The organism is Mesorhizobium sp. DCY119 (assembly GCF_003590645.1).
Lineage (GTDB): Bacteria > Pseudomonadota > Alphaproteobacteria > Rhizobiales > Rhizobiaceae > Mesorhizobium_M.
Genome location: NZ_CP031834.1, coordinates 1,911,168 through 1,935,597 on the forward strand (window position 1 = coordinate 1,911,168; position 24,430 = coordinate 1,935,597).

A 24,430-nucleotide genomic window follows, 5' to 3' on the forward strand; every position below is an offset into this window, starting at 1 on the left:
AGGTTTTCAGGCGGCGAGCTTGGCGCGCTCTTCGAGCGCGGTGCGAGGCGGCGCCGCATCGGGCACGTTCATTTCAGCAAGCGACTCGCGGGCTGCTTCCACGACGCGCCGCATGACGTGCTCGTCCATGCGGCCGATGCAGCCGACCCGGAAGGATTCCACCACGGTTAGCTTGCCGGGGTAGATGATGAACCCCTTGTCCTTCATCAGTTCATAGAAGCGGTCGAAGGCAAAGTTCTCATGCGCCGGGCAGAAGAAGGTGACGATGATCGGCGACAGCCAGTTATCCGACAGCAGCGTCTCGAAACCGAGTTCGCGCATGCCGGCAACCATCACGTCGCGGTTTTTGGTGTAGCGCGCGCCGCGGCCGGCAACGCCGCCTTCCGCCTCGTGCACCTTCAGCGCCTCGAGAAAGGCGGCAACGACATGGGTCGGCGGGGTGAAACGCCATTGCCCGGTCTTTTCCAGCGTCGCCCATTGCGCATGCACGTCGAGCGAAAGCGAGTGGCTGCGGCCCTTGGCGGCTTCCAGTTCCGTCTTCTTGGCGATGACGAAGCCAAAGCCCGGCACGCCTTCGATGCATTTGTTGGCGGAGGAGACCATCGCCTCGTAGCGGATTTCGTTGACGTCGAGCGGGATGGCGCCAAAGGCGCTCATGGAATCCACCAGCAGCTTGCGGCCCTTGGCGTAGACGGCCTCGGAAATCTCGGCGACCGGGTTGAGGATGCCCGAACTGGTCTCGCAGTGGATGGCGATGACATGGGTGATGGCCGGATCGGCGTCGAGCGCTGCGGCAACCTCACTACCGCGCGGGGGCAGGTAATCGCCCTTGTCGATCAGCGTATAGGCGCGGCCCAGATACTGCATGGTCTGCGCGGCGCGAAGGCCATAGGCGCCATTGGCCAGCACCAGAACCTTTCCGTCCTTCGGTACGAAGGAGCCGAGCATGGCCTCGACGCAGAAGGAGCCGCTTCCCTGCATGGGAACGCAATCGAATTCGCCCTTTGTGTCGCCGGTCAGCGCCAGCAATCGGCGGCGCATATCGGCAGTCATGGCACGGAAATCGCCGTCCCAGGAACCCCAGTCGCGCAGCATGGCCTGCTTGACGGCGTAGGCGGTGGTGAGCGGGCCGGGCGTGAGCAAATAAGGTTCGCCGAGCGCCGGTGGCTCAAAACCCTCGACTGGCGAAAACTTGGTCTCGGCGCTCATTGATCTTCCTCCACACGGCGTTCTGCAATGGCGTGATTATCGCCGCCGATGATGTATTTGCAAAATCGTTATTTTGTATCCTTGTATAAGTTTTGGCGATGATCGTCAGGCTAGACGTACCAGTCGGCTGCTCAGCAGGTCTCCGCTTTGCGTAAGCAGCGGATAAGCGATCGTAACCAGAAGCGAATTGATCTCCTTGAAAGCGCGGACGGCTTCCAGGTGGATATCGCTGGTCTCGATGCTTTCCATCTTGCCCGATTGCAGGCGGCGCAGATGCTGTTCGTGGCTTTGACGCTCCTGCGTTCGAATGCGCTCCTTCTCGGCCACCAGCTGGCGGGCTGCGGCAAGGTCGTTTGAAATCAAGACGTTCAGCGCAAGCTGCATGTTTTCCGCGACACGCGCATGAAGGTCCGTCATCTCCGCCCAGCCTTCCTTGGAGAAATTCAGGTTTTTCTCCGAGCGCTCGGCGGCCAGCACCAGCAGATTCTTGGCGATGACGTCGCCGGCATGCTCCAGGTTGATCGCAACGTCGGTCAGTTCGATGCCGCGGCGAGCCTCCTCCGAGGTGAGCCGGCCTCGGTTTACCTCGGCGATGTAGAGCTTGATGCCGGTGTGAGCATCGTTCACGTCTTCATCCAGGCTGCGCAGGCGTGCGATCTGCTCGCTCGTCCCGGACTTGAACATGTCCATGACCGGCCGGAACATCAGTTCGACCAGTTCTCCCATGCGCAGAAGCTCGCGCGTCGCGCTGGCCAGCGCCAGGGTCGGAACGCCGGTCACCGCCCGATCGAGGGCTGTGATGCGCCGCGCGACAAGATCATCATCTTTCGTCCTGACCGGAGCTTCGGACAGCAGCGTCGTCGTCAGCCGCGCCATCGCGCCGGTGAGGGGAAGGCAAAACACGCCCAGACATGCGTTGAAGAGGACGTGGAGATTGATCAGTGCCACGCCTGCATTGCTTCCCAGCCAGCCAACCGGCAGACTGAACAGCTGAATGGCAACCAATGCGACGACTGTCCCGCAGGCTCGAAAAATCAGATTGCCGAGCGGCAGGCGGCGGGCGGCAGGTCCCATGCCCCGTGACAGCCAGAATGCGATCAGCCCGCTGCCGACATTCGCGCCCAGTATCAGCGGTATGCCGGCTTCCAGCGAAACCAACCCCTGCGAGGCCAGGGCCGTGATCATGAGAACGGCGGCGACGCTGGAGTGAATGAGCCAGGTGAACACGGCGCCAAGCAGAAACGCCGTCAGATAGTCCTGGGCCAGATAACCGGAGATCATGGGCAGAAGTTCTGCATTCCGAAGCGGACCGGTCGCTTCGCCCAGCAGCTTCAACGACAGGAGCACGAAGCCAACTCCGAGCACCATGCGTCCGGTCTCGCGGATTTTCTGACCCGGCAGCTTGAGATGCATGACGCCGCCGGCCAACAGGCAGACGGGGATCAACCAGCCTAGATCGAAGGAGAGCACCCGCACGACCAGCGCCGAGCCAAGATCGGCACCAAGCAACAGAGCGAGCCCGGTCGGCAGCGCCAGCACAGCGCCGGCAGCGAAGCCGCAGGCGAGCATAGCCACTGCCGTTGAACTTTGCAGCATCACCGCCATGGCCGCGCCACCGGCAGCGGCACGTGTGTGCCCGCCTCTTGCCTCGCCAAACAGCTGGCGCAAGATGGGAGCGTGGGCGCGCTCCATCCCGGTGCGCACGAGATGCACGGCATAGAGCAGCAGCAAGGTTGCGCCCGCGAGGTGCAGAAGGATGATCGAGAAATGCATAGCCGGCTTCCTGTCAGAAGGAAAAGTTCGGCTTCCCCTTTACATAAGTCAATTCGTTAGTTTCTATACTTCCATTGATTTTACTTATGGAGGATGCCCTGGTGCGGTACGTGCAGCTGAGAGCTTTCCACTACGTCGCCATTTGCGGCGGTTTCTCGCGTGCCGCGGAGGCATTGTTCCTGACGCAACCCGCCATCTCCGACCAGGTGCGCAAGCTGGAAGAAGAGTACGACGTGCTGCTTTTCAACCGGCACAAGAAGCAGGTGACGCTTACGCAGCAGGGCGACCGTCTGCTTGAAATCACGCACCGCATGTTCGACACCGAGCAGCAGGCACTCGACCTGCTTTCCGAGTCGCGCGCGCTTCGAGCCGGCACCTTGCGCATCGTCGCGGACGCCGCGCATCATCTTCTCCAGATACTCGGGCAATTCCGGGCCAGGTATCCGGGAATCCAGGTGACCGTTCGCGCTGGCAATACCGAGAGCGTGATGGCCAGCCTTTACGCCTACGAAGCCGATATCGGTGTCCTGGGCGAAATTCCGGAAGGGCGCGAGTACAATATGCTGAAGCTCAATTCCTCGCCGATCATCGCGTTTGTGGCGCATAATCATCCGCTGGCCGAAGCGCGCAAGCTCGGGCTGGCCGAGATCGCCGAACAGCCGCTTGTGCTGCGTGAGCGCGGTTCCAAGACCAGGTCCAAGCTGGAAGCGTTGGCTGCAACTCAGGGAATCGAACTCAAGCCGGCCATAGAAGCCGAAGGCCGTGAGGCCGTGCGCGAGATCGTAGCCTCCGGTGTCGGTGTCGGCTTTGTATCGCGGGCAGAGTTTGGCCTAGACGGACGCCTCCGGCCGATCCTCATCGATGGACCGGAGATGCTGATGGACGAAGCGCTCATCTGCCTGCGCGAACGCTCAAGCGGCAAGCTGGTGAAGGCGTTCTGGGATCTCGCCAGGCAAACGGTCGAAGGCTGAGCTCTCTTTAGGGTTCGCGCGTAGCCGAAGGCGATCTGAGACGTAGAGCGATCATTCAGGGTCGAGCTCGAAGATAACGAAGCCTTTCCCGCGTTCCACTTCATTAAATCCGAGAATGCGGAACCACTTCGCGACTTCCGGCCGGTCCGACCAGCTGTAGGAATGGATTGGAAGGTTACCGCAGAGAGCCTGGATGCGCCTGATGTGTTTCTTGCAGAAGCGGACCGAAGACCTGGAAAAGAAGCTCTCGTGGGCTGCAAAAGCCGTTTGAGCTGCGTGATTGATCTCCCGCCACGCGATTATTGCGACCGGTTTGCCGTCTTCGAGCAGGGTATGGCCGCGGCCCTCTCTCAGGGCCATCATGAATTCGTCCTTCACCTCATCGATGTTCAGACCGGCCGTCGCATACTGGTCAGCCATTCGATTGGCCAGGTCTCGAAAGATGGCGGTAAGGTCGGCGGTAGTGGCTGTTCGATAATCCATGCTTCACTCCGTGAGGGCGGCAAAGTACCTGCCGAAACGCCGTCATGCAAATTCGCGACGCTTCAACCGTCGCGGGGCCTGGCGATATCTGCGACGGCACTCATTGTGGAGAGGAGGGCCTGGTCAGCCGCTGAACTGTAGTGCGCGCCTATTAAAATCATATGACAAGCGTTTGAAAACATTACGGATTGTTAATGCAGGTGTTCATATTGGGTTCACCCTTCGACACGTAGATATCAGGCGTGAATGAGAAGGACCCCTCCCAATGAAACGAATTGTTCTCGCAGCAGTGGCGATCTCCATGCTTGCAGTGCCGATGGCTCAAGCACAGCAGTACCATCGGCCCCCGCAGGGCATGCAGCAGCAAAATGGACCGTCGCATTTCAACAAGAAGCATGAGGCGCGCAAGCCATTCGCCAAGAAACAGCGGTGGTCAAAAGGCAGCCGAATGAGCGACTGGAAGCGGAAGCAGCATGTCCGCGATTATCACCGCTACGGACTGCAGCGTCCCGGCAGAGGCCAGCAGTGGGTGAAGGTCGACAACGACTATCTGCTGATTTCAATGGCGACCGGTATCATCGCGGGCATCGCCGCCGGCCGGTAACATCTGATGGTAGTTCCATCGAGCAAAAGGCGGTTCTCAGGAGCCGCCTTTTTTATCGGCGAATTACCGGCGAGGGAGTGGCCGTCCTGGCGAGGAGCTCGTGAAGCCGGATTGCGATCACCAGAAATGGAAGCGCTGCCAGCCAGCTCAATTCGGCGATTAGAGAGGTCTTGTCCATGGACTTCCTCCTGAAGATTTTAGCTCACTTGGTCAGAGCGTAGCATCTCGCGATATTAGGGCCTGCTTCCAGAAGTAGAACCCCCCAGATGGGACTGCTCTATCTCTGCCGAATTGTGCTCGTGACGATCGGGTCTGGCTTGCCGGCAAATCGCTCTTGGCTGGTAGACAGCCCCACCAACACGCCCAGCGCGATCGCGATGGGAGCAAACAAGATCGCAACGTGAACCAGGCATAGTACCGTCGCGCGCCAATCAGAGGCTGTTTTCTGCTCGTCATCCATGAACGAGATATGAAGGCCAAGAGTCAATCGAAGGTTAAAGTGCGGTCCTGTACGGCGACCTCAGCACTCAACCTTTGTTACAGCCTGCAATGCAAGGCCGGAAATTCGGATCAAACCCTTTTATCCAGTCAAATGGCGGCGCCCCGGGGTCGAACATGGGGCGCCGCCATTTGCCGTCAGGTCGCTTCCAGCACCATGTTGAGTGGCGTCTGTGCTGCCCGCCGGACGCGCGTGAAGCCACCTGACCGGATCACCTCGGCCAGCCGTTTCTCGCCCGCTTGTGCGCCAAGCGCGAGCCCCGTCTCCTGTGCCAGCGAGGTGGGAACGCAGATCATCGTCGATGCCGAGTAGTAGAGCCTTCCAACCGGATTGATGTTGTCTTCCAGCGCATCTCCGGCCATCGGCTCTACGACCATCCACGTGCCGCCCTGTTTCAGCGCCTTTCTGATGTGCGCTGCCGCGGTCTTGGGATCGCCCATGTCGTGCAGGCAGTCGAAGCAGGTGATCAGATCGAAGTCACGCCCTGCGAAGTCCTGTGCCCGGCCGACCTCGAAGTGCAGGTTCGTCATGCCGTGCGCTCGGGCGTGCGCGGTCGCGGCGGCAATCGATGCCGGATGGAAGTCGTAGCCGGTAAACCGGGATTTTGGGAACGCCTGTGCCATCAGGACCGTCGACAGCCCGTGTCCGCAGCCGACATCGGCCACCGTCGCGCCGGCTTTCAACTTGTCGATGACGCCATCGAGCGCCGGCAGCCACTCCTGCACAAGGGCATTCACGTAGCCCGGCCGGAACAGCCGCGCCACGGCGCAGAACATGCAGCCGGCCTGGTCACCCCAGGCCACGCCGCGGCCGGTCTTGAAGGCCGACTGCACCTTCGACTGGTTCTCGACCATTGCAGCAGCGGTATCGAAGGCACCGATCAGATTGACCGGGCTGTCGGGCTCTGCAAACACGAAGGACTGCTCGGGCGTCAGCGAGAACCGTCCGTTCTCGTAGTGCACGTAGCCCGAGGCCGCTTGCGCTGCCAGCCATTCGCGCACGTAGCGGGGCGCGCATCCCGCGGCATCGGCAAGCTCGTCAGCATTGGCGGGACCGATCTCCTTGAGGGTCTTGTACAGGTCGAGCGCGTCTCCGATCCTCACCAGCGGCACGCTGACAGCTCCGCCAAGGTCGCCAAGGACGCGGCCGACGAGTTCATTGAGGGTGGTTTCGTTGAGTTGTGTCATGGTTCCTCCTTCGGACGGCATGTTGCCATTCCGTCAGTGCAAGGATGAGACCAGTCGTAACGGGAGGCATGAGGCGGCCGTCCCGAACAGGCAAGGAAATCAGGCAGCGGAGAGGACAGATGTCCCGATCCGGGCCGGGAGAGGGCGGTAAACCGCCCGCCGCGCAAGTCGGTTACTTGGACAGCGTCATGACGATCGCCTGCGAGCGGCTGTGCACGCCAAGTTTGCTGAAGATCACCGACAGCTGGTTGCGCACGGTCTTCACGCTCTTGCCGAGGCGTTCTGCGATCGCACGGTTGTCGAGCCCCTCTGCAACGAGGTCCAGAAGTGCCGCTTCGGCGGGAGTGAGACCAGCCTCGCGGATTGCGCGCGGCTGCCTTGGTTGATCCTGCCCGAGGAAGGCAGCAAGTTCGGCTTGGAACACAGCCCAGGCCGGCTCGTCCGGCAGGAGCACATGGTTCTTGCTCTCAAGCGGCACGAAGCGTGCGCCCGGGATCGCTGCCGCCAGCTTGCAGCCTTCGTCGAACGGCACGCGCATGTCGCCGCGGCTATGCGCGATCAATGTCGGCACGCGGATCTTCGCGGCAAGGTCGAGCACGTCGATACCCTGCATCTGCGAAAGCAGTTGCGCGGCGACATCGGCAGTTGCCGTTTCACGCTCGAGATCGCCCCACCAGCGATGCTGTTCAGGCGTCCCGTCGGGTATGAAAAGGTTGGTGAAGAACTGGCAGAACGCAGGATTGTCGCGCCCCCAGCCGATGCGAATGAAGTTGACGAGGGTCTCGGCCTCCAGCCGCTCGGCTTCCGTCTGCGCGCGAACCCGCCCGCCCTGACCATAGGCATTCAGCAGCACCAGATGCGACACGCGCTCGGGATGCCTTAGGGCATATGCGATACTAAGAGCGCCGCCCTGCGAAAGACCAAGGAGGACGAAGCGCGGCTCCTCGATCGAGGCCGCCACGCAGTCCAGGTCCGCATGCCACGCCTCAAGCGACAGATCGGCAACGTGCCGGTCAGACAGGCCGCAGCCGCGTGGATCGTAACGCACAAAACGGTTGCGGGCCGAAAGCGCCTGGAGCCATGGCCGCCACACGGGGCTTTCAAGGTCGTAATCGACATGGCTCAGCCAGTGCGCCGCCCGCAGGATCACCGGTCCCTCTCCGCACGACGCGACGGCAATCCGAGTGCCGTCGACGGAGGTGCAGAACCGTATGCTCTGGCTGAGTTTCATCCTCCAAGGATACCGTAGCGGAAAGTCGGGCAACAGGCCCGATCTCATAGCCCGATCGATCAGCCGTCTACGCCGAAAGGGTGGCGCGGGCTTTTTGCGCAAGGTTCCGTGTCGGTGGATGGCAGCCGTGGCTGTTAAACGCAGCGGCCGCCGTCGACGTTGATAACCGCGCCCGTGACGAGCCTGGCGAGGTCGGATGCCAGGTAGAGTGCAGCACCAGCCACATCGTTCGGGCGGATGATCTCGCCCATCGGAATCTGGCTTGCAAAGCTGCCGACGACTTCATGCACCTGCTGCCCATGGGTGAACCCCGAAAGCATCGGCGTTTCGGTCGCGCCGGGGTTGATGCCGTTCACGCGGATGCCGTCCTTGGCCAGTTCGAGCGCGAGCGACTGGGTGGTTGCGATGGCTGCGGCCTTCGAGGCGCTGTAGGCAGCGAGGCCCGGTTTCGGGCGCACGCCGACAACCGAGCAGATGTTGACGATCGCCGCGTTTCCGCCCGCCTTGAGCAAGGGCAGGAAATGTTTCGTGGTGAGGAAAAGCGAACGCACATTGACGTTCATGATGCGATCCCAGCCGTCGACCGTCATCGTGTCGATCGGGATCGCCGACTGCGGAACGCCGGCGCAGTTGACCAGCAGGTCGAGCTTGTTTTCCGTGCGCGCAATGCGCTCGGCCAGCACCGCTACGCTTGCCTCATCAGCTACGTCGCAACGCCAGCCCGGACCGGTGCTGCAATCGGTGGGGGCATCGCTCTCAGGCAGCGAGAGATCGGCAATGATGACCTTGGCGCCGCTTGCCGCAAACAGCGACGCGATGGCCTGACCGATGCCGGAGACGCCGCCGGTGACCAGCGCGGTCTTGCCGGCGAGAAGGGACGGGGTCAGGTTGGTCGGAAAGTCAGGCAGAGCCATCGTCACACCTTGTGAAAATTCATCGCGTGGATCTCGGTGAACTCGGCCAGGCCGAGTTCCGAGTTTTCGGTGCCGATGCCGCTCTGCTTGATGCCGCCGAACGGCATGTGCCGACGGCCGAGGCGCGACTGAGCGTTCTTGTTGATGAAGGTCATGCCGGCCTCAAGCCGCCGCGCGAAGGCTGCGCCGCGATCGAAATTCGACGTCCACACCGAAGAGCCGAGGCCGTAGTCGGTGCCATTGGCCAGTTCCACCACCGCGTCCTCGTCCATGTAGCGCATGACCGGCAGGACCGGTCCGAACTGCTCGCAGGTGACAATGTCGAAATCGGGGCCGGGGTCCTTGACCAGCGCGGGGCGCAAATAGTTGCCTTCGTCCCAGGTTTCAGGGGAGACGGGCGTGCCAAGCTCGATCAGTTCGCCGCCCGCGTCCCGCGTCTTCTGGATGAGGCCCTTGAGGTAGCTCAGTTGAGCCCCATTGTTGATCGGGCCGAAGGTTGTCTCGGGATGCAGCGGGTGACCGATGCGCACCTTGTCGAGATGAGCGGCGAGCTTGTCGAAGAACGCGTCATAGATCGAAGCCGGCACATAGAGCCGCTTGATCGCGAAGCAGAACTGGCCCGACCGGTGGAATGCGCCGGCGGCAAGCGTCGGGATCTGCCCGTCCAGGTCGAAATCGTCGAGCACGATTGCCGCGTCGTTGCCGCCGAGTTCGAACTGCACGTTCTTCAGCGTGTCGGCCGCGGTCTTCATGATGGCCTTGGCGGCGACGCCGCCACCGGTGAAGGACACCAGGCGAACTTTGGGATGGGCGGCCAATGCCGCACCCGTTTCCGCGCCACCGTGCACCACATTGATGACGCCCTCGGGGAAGAGTGGCGCGAGTTTTTCCATCAGCAGCGCGATACCTGCCGGCGCGGTTGGCGGCGTCTTGATGACCAGCGTGTCACCGGCAACCAATGCCGGCGCGAATTTGCGGATCAGCAGCACGATCGGCGCGTTCCATGGCACGATCGCCGCCACCACGCCGATGGGCTTGTGCTCGATGCGCACGATCGAGGCCTCGTCCTCAATGATCCTGGGCTCAAGCGCGATCCTGGCGGCCTCGACATTGTCGCGGGATGCGAAAGCGGCGCCTCGGAACTCCATGGTGATCTCTGCCGGCAGCATACCGGTTTCGCGGACCACAACGCCGACGAGACCGTCGAGGCCTTTGTCGGCCTCGGCCTCGATCAGGTCAGCGGCGCGCAGCACGGCTTCCGCGCGCTTCTCGACCGACACCTCGGACCAAATCTTGAGGGCGGCATGTGCTGCATTCACCGCGCGATCGACCGCGCCTGCGTCGGCGACGGCAACGGTTGCCACGATGTCGGCGGTGCGGCCCGGATCACGGACTTCGAAGCGCTCAGCGCTGCCTTCCCATTTACCGGCGATGAAGTTGTCGATGGTGAGGGTTTTCGTAGAGGTCATGGCGCAGTCCTCACTTATGGTAGTTGAGGGCGTGGTATTCGACATATTCGCGAAGCCCGATGGGCGAGCTTTCGCGTCCGATGCCGCTCTGCTTCACGCCGCCGAAGGGGATGTTCTTCTGGCCGAGCCGCGAGGTACCGACATTGTTGATGAAGGTCATGCCGGCTTCGATGCGACGTGCGATCTTCAGCGCTTCGTCGAAATCGCGCGTCCACAGGCTTGAGCCGAGACCCAGTTCGCCTGCGTTCACGCTTTCGATGACCTCGTCGAGGGAATCGTATTTCACCACCGGCAGGATCGGGCCGAACTGCTCGATCTGGACCAGTTCCGCATCCATGGCGATGTCGGAGACGATCGCCGGCCGCATGTAATAGCCATTGTCCCAGCTTGCTGGATCGGCAACGGTGCCGAGTTCCCGAACCGTCGCACCGCTGGCGCGCGTGCGTTCGAGCAGGCCCTTGAGGAAGTCGAACTGGCCGCGGTTGTTGATCGGTCCGAAATTGACGCCCTGATCGAGCGGATGGCCGATGCGGAACTTGTCGGTTTCGGCCTCAAGGCGCGCAACGACATCCGCATAGGCCTCAGATGGAACGTAGACGCGCTTCACGGCGAAGCAGAACTGGCCCGAGCGGCGGAACGCCCCGCCGAGAATCTTGGGAATGGCGTCGTCGAAATTTGCGTCGGGCAGCAGGATGGACGGATCGTTGCCGCCCAGCTCGAACTGCACGCCCTTGAGGCCATCCGCAGCCGCTTTCATGATCTGCCGGGCAACGGCTCCACCGCCGGTGAAGGAAACCTTGCGCACCAGCGGATGGACGGAGAGTGCATGTCCGACATCGCCGCCGCCATGCACGACATTGATCACGCCGGCAGGGAAGAGCGCGGCCATTTTCTTGAGCAGCAGGGTCAGGCCGATGGGAGCCGTCGGCGCGGGCTTGATCACGACCGTGTTGCCGCAGACCAGTGCCGGCGCAACCTTGCGCATGGTCAGGATAATGGGCGCATTCCAGGGAACGATGTCGGCGATGACGCCGATGGGACGCTTCTCGACGCTGACCCAGCTTTCGGCATCCGACACTTCCATGGGCTTGAGAAATTCTTCACCCGCCTCGGCATTGTCGCGCACGATATTCGCCGCCATGCCGATCTCGGCCTTGTTGGTGCCGACCAGCATGCCGGATTCGCGCGCCATGATCTCGACGACCGCGTTGGCCTCGGCGTCAAGCAGGTCGGCGGCGGTGCGCAGTAGTGCTGCGCGTTCCTCGTAGCTCGTCTTCTTCCAGCTCTGGAAGGCCTCGTGCGCGGCGCGAACGGCTGCGTCGACGGTCGCCGCATCGCCCTGCGCGATCAGGCCGACGACATCGGTGAGCCGTCCCGGGTCGCGCAGTTCGGCATAGGAGGACGAGGGCACATCCTTGTTGCCGATCAGGTGGTCGAGGGTGATTGGGGAGGAAGTCTGCATGGTCGTCTCGTCCTTCGCCATCAGTCGATGGTGCGTTCGATTTCGTAGGTCGGGAGCGGGGAGAGGTCGGAAATCCTCTGCCGCAGTTCCGGGGTCATGGCAAAATTCACCGCCTCGACATAGTTGCCGACCTGCTCGACGCTTTCGGCGCCGATAATGGGAACGGTGACGGCCGGGTGCGAGGCAGCCCAGGCGACCGCCAGCATGGCGGGATCGACCCTCACCTCGTCGGCGATGGCGCAGAATTCGGCCGCGATCTCGAAATTGCGCTGGTCCTCGTAGCGCTTGAGATAGCGGGCTTCTGCAAGCCGGCCGCTGCGCTGGCCAGACGTATTGGCGTTCGCGCGGGTCAAAAGGCCGGAGGCGAGGGGCGAGAAGACCATGACCGAGAGGCCCACGGCCTGTGCCAGGGGAAACAACTCGAACTCGGCCTGGCGCTTCACCAGATTGTACATCGGCTGCACGACATCGAACCGCGCCAGCGCCTCGCGCCGGGAGATGCCGATAGCGTCGGCGATGCGCCACGCCGCCCAGTTGGAAACGCCGGCATAGATGATCTTGCCCTGGCGCTGCAGGTCGTCGAAGGCGCGCAGCGTCTCTTCGGGCGGGGTGTAGGGATCATAGTGGTGAGCGAAATAGACATCGATGCGGTCGGTCTTCAGCCGGCGCAGGCTGTTTTCGACCTCCTGCATGATATGACGCCGCGACAGGCCGGACCCGTTGGTGTCCTGCGACATCGGCCGGCAGACCTTGGTGGTGATGACCACGTGGTCGCGGTCGGAGCCTAGCAGATCGCCGAGAATGGCCTCTGCCTTGCCGCCGCCGGCATAGGAGTTCGCGCAATCGAAGAAGTTGATGCCCAGTTCCCGGCAGTGGTCGTACATCGCCCTGGCCGTGGATGCGTCGCTGTAGGAGCCGAACGACATCGTGCCGAAGCAGATGTTCGAGACGCGCGTACCGGTGCGGCCCAACTGAACGTATTGCAAGCTCTTCTCCTCCCGCCGGCCATGCGCAGGCGACGACGGCATCGCATGCGAAACCCTATAAGTCAATAATATATGTTTTTATACTTTACGTCACCGGAGCTTGAAATCGATGCGCACCCGGTCGCCTCGATAGGTGCCGTCGGCGACGAGAACCAGCTCTCCGTTGCTGTCCACCGCACAGCGCTCCACCCGTGCCACCGGGTTGCTGATGGGGATGTCGAGCTTCTCGGAGATATAGAGATCCGCACTGTCGATAGTGAGCGTCTGGGTGGCGTCGGTGATGACCAGCCCGGGCACGTCGGCAACGAGCCTCAGGGCTGTCTTGGTGCTGTAGTCGTCCTCGGGAATCTGGGATGCAATGCGCTCGGCGACATAAACATCGGCGAGCAGGAAGGCTTCGCCGTCGCGCGTGTGGCGGCGCTGGAGATGCCGGTAGGCAGGCGCCGGCTTGCCGATCTTGAAACTGCGCGCCGGCAGGGAAACATTACGCTCGTCGGACAGCACTTCGATTTTGGCATTCTCGCGTGCAAGCAGCATGCCGCTCCAGTCGGTCTGGACCTGGCACCACATGTCGTTGACCGGACGCTGCTTCACGAACGTGCCCTTGGCACGATAACGCTCGATCATGCCGTCGGCTTCGAGGATATTGAGCGCATGGCGGATCGTCATGGCGGCAACGCCGCACTCCTTCGCCAGCATCTCGACGGTTGGAATTTGCCCGCCAACCGCCCACTCACCCGTTTCGATACGCCGCTTGAACAGGGAAGCGAGCTGGATATACCGCGAAATCGCACTCTTTTTCAGCGCTTCGGCTGTGTTTCCCTGGGTCGAAACGGACAAAGACCTTCTCCTTCGCTGGGCCCTTCGAGCCGAGTGAAAATGCTATATGCTAGCATATGTCTGTTTTTGTCCGCCTTTCCAAGTCCTCGGCCTCATGCATCCACGAGTTGTGGGATCGGGCTTAGGCCTTCGGGCGGGGTGCCTCCGCCAAGCAGGTCCGGCCGTATCGAAGCGGGCAGAGGGATGCGATGCACGTTGAGCGTCAGCGCCACCATGCAGTAGTAGCCCACCAATGCGGTAAGCTCGACCGTTCCGGCCTCGTCCCAGCGTGCCAGAACCGCCTCGTAAACAGGGTCGGAGACGGTGCCTGTCGAGAGCATGTCCGCGGCGAAGCGATAGACTTCGCGGTCTTCTTCCTTGATCAGGCGCGGAGCCTTGCCATCGCGGATGGCGTCGATGATGTCGGCTTCCAGCCCGGCCGCCTCTGCCGCACGGCGGTGGATCGTCCATTCGAGTTCGCTGTTCCAGACGCGCGCAGTCACCAGCACCGCCAGCTCGGAGAGGCGAGGCGGCAGGCGCGTGCAATAGCGTAGTGTTTCGCCCAGCTTGCTCCACCGTTCGGCAAGCTCCGGATTGTGGAGTGCCGCGCGCAAAGGTCCGACGAGTTCGCCGCGGCGTCCGGTGACGATGCCGTCGAAGACGCGGCGCTGCTCCGGTGTCATGCCGTCGGCGTCGGGAAGGGAAATCCGCGCGGCCGATGTGTTCTGGGTATGCTGGGACATCAGGTCGTTGCTCCGTCGGTCAGGCCCAAAGAGGCGAGTATTTCGTCGGTATGCTGCCCCAGAAGCGGGGGCGGCCGATCGAAGGAAAGGGGTGCTTCGGTAAAGCGCATCGGGCTCACCACCTGCTTGACGGAACCCGCCAGCGGATGAGGCAGTTCCCTCAGCATTTCGCGGTGCTGCACTTGCGGCTCTTCGAAAACCATCGGGATGGTGTTGATGGGGCCGCAGGGAACCTTCGCCGCGCCAAGCTCAGCCAGCCAGTGTTGCAGAGGTTCGCGCGCGAAACGCTCGCAGATCATCGGATGCAGGACCGCAAGGTTGGTCACCCGCGCGGCGTTGGTCGCAAAGCGCTCGTCATCGACCCACTCCGGCGCGCCAAGGACGGCGGCGAAGCGGCGGAACTGCTCGTCATTGCCGACCGCAAGCACGACGTGGCCGTCGGCCACCGCAAAGACATCCTGCGGCTGGATGTTCGGATGCCGGTTTCCGCCACGCTTTGGCGTCTTGCCTGACACCAGGAAATTCATCGCCTGGTTGGCCAGCATCGCCACCGAGACGTCCAGCATGGAAACGTCGATATAGTCGCCCTTTCCGGTCTGGTCGCGGTTGGCGAGGGCCGCAAGAACGGCGACCGTCGTATACATGCCGGTCATGATGTCGATGATCGGGATGCCGACCTTCTGGGGACCGCCGCCCGGCAGGTCGTCGCGCTCGCCGGTCACGCTCATCAACCCGCCCATGGCCTGGATCATGAAGTCGTAGGCGACATCCTCACGCTTGGGCCCGGTGGTGCCGAAACCGGTGATCGAGGCATAGATGATGCGCGGGTTCTCGGCCTTGAGATGCTCGTAGCTCAGGCCGTAGCGGTCGAGCGTGCCCGACTTGAAATTCTCCAGAACGATGTCGGAGGTCTTGGCGATCTCGCGGATGACCGCCTGACCCTGTTCGGTCGAGATATCCACTTCGACGGAACGCTTGCCGCGATTGACGGACAGGTAATAGCCCGACTCCTTCGTCGGCTTTCCATCGCTGCCGGCCAGATAGGGCGGGCCCCATTTGCGGGTGTCGTCGCCCTCGCCGGTGCGTTCCACCTTGATGACGTCAGCACCCAGGTCGGCCAGAATCTGACCAGACCAGGGCCCTGCCATGATGCGGCTCAAATCGAGCACGCGGATGTGTGAAAGTGGTCCGGCCAAAGGTCAGTCCTCTCCGAAAGTAAGATTCATGATGGGGCCTTCGTCCGCCCCCTGGTCGTTGACGATGACGGTGGCGGCGACTGACGGCCGGTCGGCTTGCAGTTCGCTCCACGCCGTCAGTTTCGGGTGCGCGCCACGCCACCTGCTTTGCGAATAGCGGAAGTCGAGCTGGCCGAGCGCGCAGAGGATGGCGATCTGGCCGATGCCGAATGGCGTGGAGGCGAGATCGCCGGCTTCATCTTCGAGCACGGCAAGGGCTGCCCGCACCTTCGCGCGATAGGATGCAATCATCTCTGCATCGCCACCGTCGGCTCCAAGGCATTCGATGCGCCAGAGCAGCAGATTCTCGGTCAACCCGTCGCCCAGTGCCTGCCAGCGCAGTTGCCTGAGCCTCGGTTTGCCCGCGCGCGGGATCAGGCTTTCACCATCGGCAGACAATTGGGAAAGCCAGTCGCAGATGACGGCGGAATCGAAGATCGGCGGCAGGCCCGGCACCAGAAGCGTCGGGATTTTTCCGAGCGGGTTTTCTTTCAGGATGACGGGATTTGGCTCGCCGCGCGGCATCGCGACAGCGCGCACCAACTCGATCCTGTCCACCAGCCCGAGTTCGTGGATGACGATCATGACCTTGCGGACGAAAGGCGATTTCGGCGACCAGAGAAGCTTCATTCGGGCGTCCTCATCGCAACGCCGCAGCGAGCGCGGCGTTGAACTCCGCCGGCTTCTCGAAGTTGGGCACGTGGCCGGCATCCGGTAGGGCTTCGACCGCAGCGTCTGCAATCTGCCCGGCCATCGTTTTCATCGTTGCCGGCATGGCGCCGTCCTCGGCGCCGGCAATCAGCCGAACGGGAATGTCGAGCCGCGGCAGCACGGCGGACTGGTCGTACTCTCGCAGGGCAGAGGCACAGGCCACAAAACCCTCAAGCGGGGTGGTGGCGATCATGTCCTGGAGCCGTTCAGCCTGCGCGGAGGCATGACGCGCCGGCCGAAGCCAGCGCTTCACCGTCTGCTCGGCAAGTGCTGCCATGCCGTGCTCGCGCGCAAAGGCGATCCGCTCTTCCCAAAAAGCGCGTCCGGTGGCCGCGCTGCGCGGCTGGCCGTCGACGAGAACGAGGCGTTCGAAAAGAGCAGGGCGCGCGCCAACGGCGGCAAGCCCGGTCGGAACGCCCATGGAGAGCCCGACATAGGTGCAGCGCTCGATGCCGACGAAGTCGATCAGCGCCAGCAGATCCTCGGCCAGCGTCGGGATATCGAGAGCCGCCACCGGCACGCCGGATTGGCCATGCCCGCGCTGGTCGTAACGCAGGATGTTCCATGCGCTCGCAAGCGCCGCCACTTGTTCGTCCCAGATCGACAGGTCGGTCATCAGCGAGTTGCCGAACACGAGCCAGGGCGCCGCCGGATCGGCCTTGTCGATCCGGTAGTTCAGCGCCACGCCGTCGCGGACGAATGTGCCTTCCATGATCAGCGGCCTACCCATACCGGCGGACGCTTCTCGACCACGGCGCGCATTGCTTCGCGCGCGTCCTCGGTCGCCATCAATGTGGTGGAATAGCTCTGCTCGAGCTGATAGCCGTCTTCGGTCTGCATGAACTCGACCTTGTTTAGGGCTTCCTTCGCCATCCGCAGGCCGATCGGCGCCTTGGCGGCAATGACCTCAGCGAGCGCGCGAGCTGTCTTGGCGAGGTCTTCGAAGGGCACGACCTTCTGGATGAAACCGCATTGCAAAGCTTCGGCGGCACTGATCGGCAGGCCGGTGAAATACATCTGGCGCAGCAGGCCTTGCGGCAGGTGGCGCATCATGTGTGCGGCACCGCCGCAGCGGCCGACATTGATCTCGGGCATGCCGAACCGTGCGTTTTCCGATGCGATGCGGATGTCGCAGACCGAGGCCAACACGGTTCCTGCACCGAGCGCCGGGCCGTTGATGGCGCCGATGACGGGAACGGCGGCATGGCGCACTGCGGCGAAACAGCGGCGCACGATCCTTGCCCGGGCGGGATCCTGGTCCAGCGTGGCGGCGAGGAATTCGTTGAGGTCCAGCCCGGCGCAAAACGCCTTGCTGCCGGTGGCGGTGAAGATGATGCAGTTGATGTCGGCCCAGTCCTTCGCCGCCTCGAACGTATCGCCGATTTCGGCATAGTCGGCGATCGATATCGCGTTGACCGGCGGACAATCGATGGAGATCGTCGCGATCCTGTCGGCCTTTTCGATGGTGATTGCCATGGCTGCGTTCCTCGTTTCGGCGTGCGTTGTTATTGCTTGAGAGCGGAGATCAGGGCGTCGACGTTGCCGGCGCGGAATAGCGGCCCTTCGGCGGTGGCGACCTGTGCCAGAACGCTCTTGAGATTGTCGTCTGGCAGGTTCGCTGACCACCAGACCGGCCCGCCGGTCCAGCGCGGGAAGCCGTAGCCGTGCACCATGGCAACATCGATGTCGGATGGCCTGCGGGCCACGCCTTCCGCGAACAGGAGGGCTCCTTCATTGACCATGGCGCCCAGACAGCGTGCGCGAATCTCTTCATCGCCGATGGTTCGTGGCGTGATGCCTGCCGCCTGCCGCGATGCTGCGATGAAGGCTTCCACAGCGGGATCGGCCTGAGCCTTCCCCGAGGAATAGTCGTAGTAGCCGGCGCCCGTCTTGCGTCCGAGGCGCCCCGCCTCGCAGAGGTGGTCGGGAATATCGACATAGCGCGCCGATGGATTACGTGTTGCGGCCTGCGCCTTGCGCATCCGCCAGGCAATATCGAGCCCCGAAAGATCGGCCACGGCAAACGGTCCCATGGCCATGCCAAAACCGGTCATCGCGCGGTCGACGGCCTCGGGCGTCGCGCCATCCTGAATCAGGAATTCCGCGTGACGGCGGTAGGCGGCGTAGATGCGGTTGCCGATGAAGCCATAGGCGTTCCTCGCCACCACCGGCTGCTTGCCGAGCCGCTTCGCCACCGAAATGGCGGCCGCCAAAGTCTCGCCGCTGGTGGCCGAAGCACGCACGATCTCCAGAAGTTTCATCACATTGGCGGGCGAGAAGAAATGCAGCCCCAGCAACCGCTCGGGATGCGGGAAACCTTCGGCCATTGCGTCGATATCGAGATAGGAGGTGTTGGTCGCGACGACGGTTTCGCGGCTGACGATGGCGCCGAGGCGCGCGAGCAGGTCGCGTTTGACGCCCATGTCCTCGAACACGGCCTCAATGACCAGATCGGCATCCTTGGCCGCATCGAGGGCGGCGATTGCAGTCAAGGCGTTTGCCTGCGCTTGCTTCGCGGCTTCGGAAATGCGGCCGCGTTTGAAATCCTCGTCGCGCAAGCCGGCGATGCGCGTTACACCGGCGGCCAGTAACGGCTCATCCCTTTCGATCAGGATGACCTGATATCCGGAGGATAGAAACGCATGCGCGATGCCGGCATCCATCGTGCCGGCGCCGATCACGGCAACGCGCGAAATTTTCGAGCCGACCGCAGCAGTATCCAACCGCGCCGCGTCGCGCTCGGCAAAGAAGAGATGGCGATAGGCGAAGGCTTCGGGCGAGACGCGGATAGCCTGAAAGACTGCGCGTTCCTCAGCCAGGGCCTCGCGGAACGGCTTTTCGGAAGCGCTGAGGATTAGTTGTGCCGCCTGTTGCGCGGCGGGTCGGCCTTTTGCGCGGGCGATGGCCTTGTCGCACACCGCTTTCGCTTCAGTGGGATCGAAAGCCGGAACCGGCATGTCGGCAATGCGGCCCTTGCCGCCAAGCTGGCGAAGCGCGGATATCGTGTCTTCCAGCAGATCGCCGGTGCTTACCACATCGATCATGCCGAGCGACTGCGCCTCCGGGGCGGAAACCCGCCGGGCGGAAAGGGTGAGCTCGATGGCGGCCGGCACGCCCGTCAGGCGCGGCAGCCGTTGCGTGCCACCGGCGCCGGGGACGAGCCCAAGACTGACTTCGGGAAGTCCGACAATCGCCTTCTCGTCGGCCACACGCAGGTCGCACCCGAGCGCGAGTTCGTAGCCGCCACCGAGGGCAGCGCCGCGAATGGCTGCGGCGACAGGTATGGACAGCGATTCGATGGCGTCGATCACCGCCGGCAGTTGCGGATCGGCGAGCGGCTGGCCGAACTCGCGAATGTCCGACCCCGCGATGAAGGTCTTGCCGGCGCCGATGAGGATCACGCCTGTAATGGCGGTGTCAGCGGCAATCTCGGCGAGCGCCGCCACGAGACCGGAGCGCACGGCATGCGAACCGGCATTGACCGGCGGGTTGTCTATGGTGACAACCGCTATATCCGCATGTCTGGCCCAAGCGATCACGATAATTCTCTTGTTATGCTAAAAAGCTAGTTTTATATATTTTATCGATGTTCCGCCTGTCAATCTCTGGGCGGAATGGCTTTGCAGAGGAACAGCCATGACCGACCACGCCGACACCGACGACCTGCGAATCCTGCCGACCCGCGACGGACAGGTCGGCTACAGGGTCGGCGGTGAGGGGCCACTGTTGCTGCTGATGGCGTCCACTGGCCGCTGCTGCGCGGAACTGTGGCCATTGGCTAAAGCCCTGCAAGGTCATGGTTTCCGCGTCGCGCGCGTCGAACCGCGCGGCATCCTGCCGTCGAGGGGACCCATGCAGAACGTGAGTTTCCACGACTTCGCCGCGGATTTCGCGACCGTGCTTTCCGCCGAACTCGGAGAGGGCGAACGCGCTATCGTCGCCGGCCATGCCTATGGCACCTGGGTTGCCCGCACTGTTGCTGCAGACCATCCGGATCTTGTTGCCGGCGTCGTCCTGCTTGCGTCGGGCGCAAAGCAATGGCCGCAGCATCTGAGCGCAGCCATCACCGCCATCAACGCGCCGGAGACCTCGGACGCCGAGCGCCTTGCCGCCTTGCGCCTGGGCTTCTTCGCCGAAGGCAACGATGCCGGCGAGTGGCTCACCGGCTGGCATCCTGAAGTGGTGGCGAGCCAGCGCGCCGCCCGCGTGCTTACGCCGCAATCGGACTGGTGGGGAACCGGCGCTGCGCCCATCCTCGACCTGATGGGCGGCGCTGACCCGTTCCGGCCGGCCGGCAGCGAGGACGAGCTTGTTCGCGAGTTCGGAGACCGGGTAACGGCTGAAGCCATTCCCAATGCCAGCCATGCGATGCCGGCCGAAAAGCCGCGCGAAGCCGCCGCGGCGATCGCGCGCTGGTGGGGCGGTCTCCAGTCTTAGGGCTGACATCGCCGCCGCGCCGTTCAGCTGACTTCCAGCCATGTCCGGCGCACCGCGTCGTCGGCCTGGAAGTCGGCAACGCTGCCGGAAAACACGATCTCGCCACGTCCCATCACAAAGACACGGTCGGTCAGGCGCATGACCATTGCCAGCTTCTGCTCGAGCAGCAGCAGGGCCAGTCCGCGCCGCTTCATTTCGAGAATGACTTCTGCCAGCGCTTCCACCACCTTCGGCGCAAGACCTTCCGTCGGCTCGTCGATGAGCATCACGTCGGGATTGGTCAGCAAGGTGCGGAACAAGGTGAGCATCTGCTGCTCGCCGCCGGAAAGGAAGCCAGCCTTGATATGACGCCGCTCGCGCAGGCGCGGAAAGACGTCGAGCAGTTCGTCGACGGTCCAGGCGGCGCGGCCAGCCTTTGCCGGCTGAATGCCGATCTTGAAATTTTCCTCGACGGAGAGGTTCTTGAACACCTGCCGGTCTTCCGGGACGTAGCCGATACCGGCACGCGAAATCTCATGCGCCGGCAAGCCTGCGAGTTCCTTTCCCTTCAGCGTTACCTGGCCTCTCATCGGCGGCAGCAGGCCCATCACCGCCTTGCATGTCGAAGAGCGTCCCGAGCCGTTCCGACCCAGGATCGTGGCGATCGAGCCGCCGGGGACGGAAAGCGTCACCCCGTTCAGAACCTTGATATTGCCGTAGGCGGCATGCAGATCCGTAACATTCAGCATCAGTGCTCTCCGTCACCGAGATAGGCTTCACGCACGCGAGCGTCGGAGCGGATTTCAGCAGGCGTGCCCGTGACCAGGATGCGGCCATTGACCAGAACAGAAACACGGTCGGCCAGGTTGAAGACGACATCCATGTCATGCTCGACCATCACCAATGTGCGGCCTTCGGTAATCTTGCGGATGAAGGTGATGATGTGAGCGGTTTCCTCGCGCGACATGCCGGCGGTCGGCTCATCGAGCAGGATCACCTCGGCACCGGTACCGACGGTCATGCAAATCTCCACGGCCCGCTGCTCGGAATATGCCAGGTCGCCGGCGTTGGTTTCAGACTGCGGCGACAGATTGGCGCCCGCGATCAGCGCGTCCGTCTCGCGATCGATCTCGTCCCACACCGCTCCGCGGCGCAGGAAGCTCCAGCGCTTGCCGAAGCGGCCCATCACGGCCAGCCGGATGTTCTCGCGTACGGTCAGCTTGTCGAACACATGGGTGATCTGGAACGAGCGGCCGAGGCCCGCACGGTTGAGCTTGTGCGGAACCAGCCCGGCAACAGAGGCGCCATTTAGCTGGATGCTGCCGGAGGTTGGCGCGAAAGCTCCCGAGATCAGGTTGAACAGGGTTGATTTGCCCGCGCCGTTCGGCCCGATCAGCGCATGCCGTTCGCCCTTGGCGATGTCGAGGTCGATCGCCTCGAGCACGCGGACCATGGCGAAGCTTTTCTGGACGGACGAAAGGCTGAGTGTGGTCGCGCTCATTTTCCTGCCTCCGCTTTTGTGGTGACGAGATCGAGCAGCCGGGGGCGTCTAAGATGCGGTTGGGCAACGACGATCGCGATGCCTGCGGCAAGAGACAGGAGGCCTATGAGCCAGGGCAGCGGCGAAAGCGGATTGAAATCGTAGCCAAGCAGCCTGACCGGCGGCCATACGCCCTTCGCAGACGCGATGCCGGCGCGATACTGCTCCGAGCAGATCGTTCCCGTGATCTCGATCAGGAATATCAGGCCGAGGAAGGTGAGGGCGAAAGCAACGATTCCTATCAGGTCGCCTGTGCCGAAAGCTGCCTTCTCGCCGGCCTTCACGGCACGCGCGCGCTGTGCGATTGCGCCGCCGATGCCCTGCGGCGCGTACATCACCGTCACCACGAAGGCGATGCCGAGATAGAGCATCCAGAAATGGGAAAGGTTCGCGCCGAAATAGGCGAAGCTGGTGGTGAGTGCAGCACCAATGACCGGGCCGAGGAATACTCCGGCACCGCCGATCACCGTGTTAAGCACCACGAAGGCCGATCCGGAACCCTGGAACAGCACCATCGAGGCGGATTCGTCTGAGATCGCCAGAAGGCCGCCGGCAAGCCCGGAAACGGCTGCGGAAATGGCAAAGACGAGCGTTTTCACGCGATGGGTGTCGTAACCCAGAAAGCGGACGCGCAACTCGCGCTCGCGGATGCCGCGCACCACCAGACCGAAAGGACTGCGCTGCAGGCCGAACAGGAAGGCCATGACCAGAAGCATCCAGACAAGCGTTAGCCAGTAGACGGAGGTCGTGGACTGGAAGCTGAACGGTCCCCAGTCGGTGCGGATCGAACGAATGCCAGCTTCGCCGCCAAACAGTCCTTCCCACTTCAGCGCGATGGCTGAGACCAGTTCAGCGAGCGCCACTGTGATCATCGCGAAATAGACGCCTGAGCGGATCGTGGCGAACCAGCCCGCGACAAGTCCGAAGGCGAAGCCGGCGCCTGCGCCCACCAGCGGCAACAGCGGCGTCGGGAACCAGCCACCACGATCGATGGCATTCATCATGTAGATCGTCGCAAAAGTGCCGATGCCGTAATAGGCGGCATGGCCGAAGGACGGCAGGCCGGCCTGGCCCCAGAGCAGGTTGAAGCCGAGCGCGAAAATCGCAGCGATCATGATCTTGATCACCAGGTTCATGGTGCCGAGATCGCCGAAGATAGGCAGCGCCAGCAGGGCCGCAGCGGCAATGGCGGCGCCGATGTAAGGAACGGTTTTCATCGATCAGGCCCTTTCGTCGCCGGCGATACCCTGGGGACGGAACATCAGCACAAGAAGCATGAGCAGGAACGGCAGCACGCCTGCGGCGCTGGACAGCGGCACATCAAGTGTCGACTGCGCGACTTCGTCGGAGACGAGGCCGACAGCGGAGAGAATTTGCCCGAAAGTGACGTCGACATAGACGATGGCGCTGACCAGGACGCCGATGAGCAGGGAAGCGATCAGTGCGCCGCCGAGCGAGCCCAGCCCACCGACGACGACGACGACAAAGACGATCACGCCCAGTTCTGTCGCCATGTTTGGATTTGTCGTGTAGTAGGCGCCGCCCATGGCGCCGGCGAGGCCCGCCAGTCCGGCGCCGACAGCGAACATGGCCGAGAAGATGACGGATACGTTGTACCCCAGCGCCTGCACCATCGTCGGATTGAGCACGGCTGCACGCACCACCAGGCCGATCCGGGTGAAACGGAGCAGGCAGAAGATGGCGGCGAACATGACGATGGCCGTCAGGCCGATCAGGACGCGGAAGAACGGGTAGGACACCTCGCCGATGTGGAAGGCGGTGAAACGCAGTGACTCGGGCACGGAATAGGCCACCGCATAGGGCCCATAGAACAGCTTGACGACTTCCTCGAACGCAAAGAACAGGCCGAAGGTGAGCAGCAGTTCCTGGACGTGGCCGAAGCGCCTGACATGACGAAGCAGATAACGTTCACAGACGAAGCCGATCAGCGCCACGCCGAGCGTGCCGAAGACCACGCCACCCCAGAAGCCGAACATATGGATGGCCGTGAACGCCAGATAGGCGCCGAGCATGTAGAAGGAGGCATGGGCGAAGTTCAGAATACCCATCATGCCGAAGATGAGCGTCAGGCCCGAGCTGATCATGAAGAGCAGGAGCCCGTAGATCAGCCCGTTCAGCAGGGCCACGAGGAGCGTTTCCATGGATGTCGTCCGGGTG

The 24,430-nt window shown here is 62.8% G+C and carries 23 protein-coding genes; 3 read left to right on the plus strand and 20 right to left on the minus strand.

Annotation, left to right across the window (positions count from 1 at the left end):
- Positions 1-6: 6 nt before the first annotated feature.
- The gene (locus DZG07_RS09275) at positions 7-1,209 is read right to left on the minus strand and encodes a 2-aminoethylphosphonate--pyruvate transaminase (RefSeq protein ID WP_119816251.1); all 1,203 of its coding nucleotides are present in this window, start codon (positions 1,207-1,209) and stop codon (positions 7-9) included.
- A 105-nt stretch (positions 1,210-1,314) separates the two neighbouring features.
- Complete coding sequence (locus tag DZG07_RS09280; RefSeq protein WP_119816254.1) at positions 1,315-2,982, minus strand: Na/Pi cotransporter family protein; 1,668 nt, start codon at positions 2,980-2,982, stop codon at positions 1,315-1,317.
- A 101-nt stretch (positions 2,983-3,083) separates the two neighbouring features.
- On the opposite strand from DZG07_RS09280, the gene DZG07_RS09285 reads away from it, so the two are divergent.
- Positions 3,084-3,953, plus strand: coding sequence for a LysR substrate-binding domain-containing protein (locus DZG07_RS09285; RefSeq protein WP_119821556.1), 870 nt, complete (start codon positions 3,084-3,086; stop codon positions 3,951-3,953).
- 51 nt (positions 3,954-4,004) lie between these two features.
- Here the strand turns inward: DZG07_RS09285 and DZG07_RS09290 are convergent, their stop codons facing one another.
- A complete protein-coding gene (locus DZG07_RS09290) occupies positions 4,005-4,436 on the minus strand; it encodes a hypothetical protein (protein WP_119816256.1) in 432 nt (143 codons plus the stop codon).
- 265 nt (positions 4,437-4,701) lie between these two features.
- On the opposite strand from DZG07_RS09290, the gene DZG07_RS09295 reads away from it, so the two are divergent.
- A complete protein-coding gene (locus tag DZG07_RS09295; protein WP_091913067.1) occupies positions 4,702-5,040 on the plus strand; it encodes an RcnB family protein in 339 nt (112 codons plus the stop codon).
- Between the two features lie 636 nt (positions 5,041-5,676).
- On the opposite strand, the gene DZG07_RS09305 is transcribed toward DZG07_RS09295, so the two are convergent.
- The 13 genes from DZG07_RS09305 to DZG07_RS09365 form a co-directional block, all read right to left on the minus strand.
- Positions 5,677-6,726, minus strand: a complete 1,050-nt coding sequence (locus DZG07_RS09305; protein WP_119816262.1) for a class I SAM-dependent methyltransferase — start codon at positions 6,724-6,726, stop codon at positions 5,677-5,679.
- Between the two features lie 172 nt (positions 6,727-6,898).
- Positions 6,899-7,957 (minus strand): alpha/beta fold hydrolase, encoded by a 1,059-nt coding sequence (locus DZG07_RS09310; protein ID WP_119816265.1) that lies wholly within the window; start codon positions 7,955-7,957, stop codon positions 6,899-6,901.
- Between the two features lie 134 nt (positions 7,958-8,091).
- Entirely contained in the window at positions 8,092-8,871 is a 780-nt protein-coding gene (locus DZG07_RS09315; RefSeq protein ID WP_197716845.1) for a glucose 1-dehydrogenase, read from the minus strand.
- A 2-nt stretch (positions 8,872-8,873) separates the two neighbouring features.
- Positions 8,874-10,340, minus strand: a complete 1,467-nt coding sequence (locus DZG07_RS09320; protein WP_162931586.1) for an aldehyde dehydrogenase family protein — start codon at positions 10,338-10,340, stop codon at positions 8,874-8,876.
- 10 nt (positions 10,341-10,350) lie between these two features.
- Positions 10,351-11,802, minus strand: a complete 1,452-nt coding sequence (locus DZG07_RS09325; RefSeq protein WP_162931587.1) for an aldehyde dehydrogenase family protein — start codon at positions 11,800-11,802, stop codon at positions 10,351-10,353.
- A 20-nt stretch (positions 11,803-11,822) separates the two neighbouring features.
- On the minus strand, positions 11,823-12,788 hold the full coding sequence (locus DZG07_RS09330) for an aldo/keto reductase (protein WP_119821560.1): 966 nt from the start codon (positions 12,786-12,788) through the stop codon (positions 11,823-11,825).
- Between the two features lie 90 nt (positions 12,789-12,878).
- Complete coding sequence (locus tag DZG07_RS09335) at positions 12,879-13,628, minus strand: GntR family transcriptional regulator (protein ID WP_119816295.1); 750 nt, start codon at positions 13,626-13,628, stop codon at positions 12,879-12,881.
- A gap of 92 nt (positions 13,629-13,720) precedes the next feature.
- Entirely contained in the window at positions 13,721-14,350 is a 630-nt protein-coding gene (locus tag DZG07_RS09340; RefSeq protein ID WP_197716846.1) for a carboxymuconolactone decarboxylase family protein, read from the minus strand.
- Positions 14,350-15,546, minus strand: coding sequence for a CaiB/BaiF CoA-transferase family protein (locus DZG07_RS09345; RefSeq protein ID WP_119816298.1), 1,197 nt, complete (start codon positions 15,544-15,546; stop codon positions 14,350-14,352). Before DZG07_RS09345 ends, DZG07_RS09340 begins: the two co-directional genes overlap by 1 nt.
- A gap of 3 nt (positions 15,547-15,549) precedes the next feature.
- Positions 15,550-16,215 (minus strand): glutathione S-transferase family protein, encoded by a 666-nt coding sequence (locus DZG07_RS09350; RefSeq protein ID WP_119816301.1) that lies wholly within the window; start codon positions 16,213-16,215, stop codon positions 15,550-15,552.
- A gap of 10 nt (positions 16,216-16,225) precedes the next feature.
- Complete coding sequence (locus DZG07_RS09355; protein WP_162931588.1) at positions 16,226-17,008, minus strand: alpha/beta fold hydrolase; 783 nt, start codon at positions 17,006-17,008, stop codon at positions 16,226-16,228.
- A gap of 2 nt (positions 17,009-17,010) precedes the next feature.
- A complete protein-coding gene (locus DZG07_RS09360; RefSeq protein WP_119816307.1) occupies positions 17,011-17,772 on the minus strand; it encodes an enoyl-CoA hydratase-related protein in 762 nt (253 codons plus the stop codon).
- Between the two features lie 29 nt (positions 17,773-17,801).
- Entirely contained in the window at positions 17,802-19,835 is a 2,034-nt protein-coding gene (locus tag DZG07_RS09365) for a 3-hydroxyacyl-CoA dehydrogenase NAD-binding domain-containing protein (RefSeq protein WP_245429611.1), read from the minus strand.
- Positions 19,836-19,932: 97 nt separating this feature from the next.
- Between DZG07_RS09365 and DZG07_RS09370 the strand changes: the two genes are divergently transcribed.
- On the plus strand, positions 19,933-20,733 hold the full coding sequence (locus DZG07_RS09370; protein WP_119816312.1) for an alpha/beta hydrolase: 801 nt from the start codon (positions 19,933-19,935) through the stop codon (positions 20,731-20,733).
- Between the two features lie 23 nt (positions 20,734-20,756).
- On the opposite strand, the gene DZG07_RS09375 is transcribed toward DZG07_RS09370, so the two are convergent.
- The 4 genes from DZG07_RS09375 to DZG07_RS09390 are packed head-to-tail and all read right to left on the minus strand — an operon-like array spanning position 20,757 to position 24,414.
- Positions 20,757-21,461, minus strand: coding sequence for an ABC transporter ATP-binding protein (locus DZG07_RS09375; protein WP_091913044.1), 705 nt, complete (start codon positions 21,459-21,461; stop codon positions 20,757-20,759).
- Positions 21,461-22,213, minus strand: coding sequence for an ABC transporter ATP-binding protein (locus DZG07_RS09380; protein ID WP_091913042.1), 753 nt, complete (start codon positions 22,211-22,213; stop codon positions 21,461-21,463). Before DZG07_RS09380 ends, DZG07_RS09375 begins: the two co-directional genes overlap by 1 nt.
- Entirely contained in the window at positions 22,210-23,469 is a 1,260-nt protein-coding gene (locus DZG07_RS09385) for a branched-chain amino acid ABC transporter permease (RefSeq protein ID WP_119816315.1), read from the minus strand. The genes DZG07_RS09380 and DZG07_RS09385 overlap by 4 nt, the downstream gene beginning before the upstream one ends.
- Positions 23,470-23,472: 3 nt before the next feature.
- The gene (locus tag DZG07_RS09390) at positions 23,473-24,414 is read right to left on the minus strand and encodes a branched-chain amino acid ABC transporter permease (RefSeq protein WP_119816318.1); all 942 of its coding nucleotides are present in this window, start codon (positions 24,412-24,414) and stop codon (positions 23,473-23,475) included.
- Between the last annotated feature and the right edge of the window lie 16 nt (positions 24,415-24,430).